This window comes from Lysobacter enzymogenes, assembly GCF_017168095.1.
Taxonomy (GTDB): domain Bacteria; phylum Pseudomonadota; class Gammaproteobacteria; order Xanthomonadales; family Xanthomonadaceae; genus Lysobacter; species Lysobacter enzymogenes_D.
Map to the genome: position 1 here is coordinate 1 of NZ_LXSD01000661.1, position 574 is coordinate 574.

The following is a 574-nucleotide window of genomic DNA, read 5'->3' on the forward strand; positions in this document are numbered from 1 at the left end:
GGCATCGGCCGCAGCGCCGGCGTGGGCCTCGGCGGCGCCGGCTTCGGCCAGCGCGCGCGCCGAATCGGTCTGCACCGGCGCGTCGGCAACGGGCGCCGCGTTCGCTTGCGTGGCGGCGGCCAGGGCGGCGGCATCGATGATCAGCGCGGACGGGTCGCCCGGCAGGGCCGGCGCGGCGTCGTTCGCCAGGGCCGGGACGGTGTGCGCGGCCAGAGCCAAAGCCAGCGCGAGAGGGAGTGCGTGGGGGCGCATGGTTGCAGTCTAGTCTTCCGGGACAGCGGTGGGGGCGGCCAGGCCACGTCCGTGGGCGTCGGCGACCGCAACGATGGGAGAGGGGCGACAGCGATCCGGCGGCGCGTCCTCAGCGTCCGAAACCGAGCGAATCGTCGAGGCGGTAGGCCGCGCGCAGCTCGGCCAGCCCGGTCGGCTCGCCGACCACGGCCACGCCCGGCGCCTGCGCGGCCAGTTCGGCCAGCAGCGCCAGGCCGGCGCTGTCGACCGAGGCCACCTGGGTCAGGTCGAAACGGCGCGTGCCGGGCGCGAGCGGCCGCGCCTGCGGCCACAGCGCGGCCGC

1 protein-coding gene and 1 pseudogene are annotated in these 574 nt (G+C 77.7%); both read right to left on the reverse strand.

The window, feature by feature from the left end; translation table 11 throughout:
- Window positions 1–252 (reverse strand): annotated as a pseudogene (locus A7A76_RS25345) (hypothetical protein); the annotation flags it as partial.
- A 109-nt stretch (window positions 253–361) separates the two neighbouring features.
- Window positions 362–574 (reverse strand): STAS domain-containing protein (locus tag A7A76_RS25350; protein WP_206413922.1); only part of this gene is annotated, 213 nt, incomplete at its 5' end.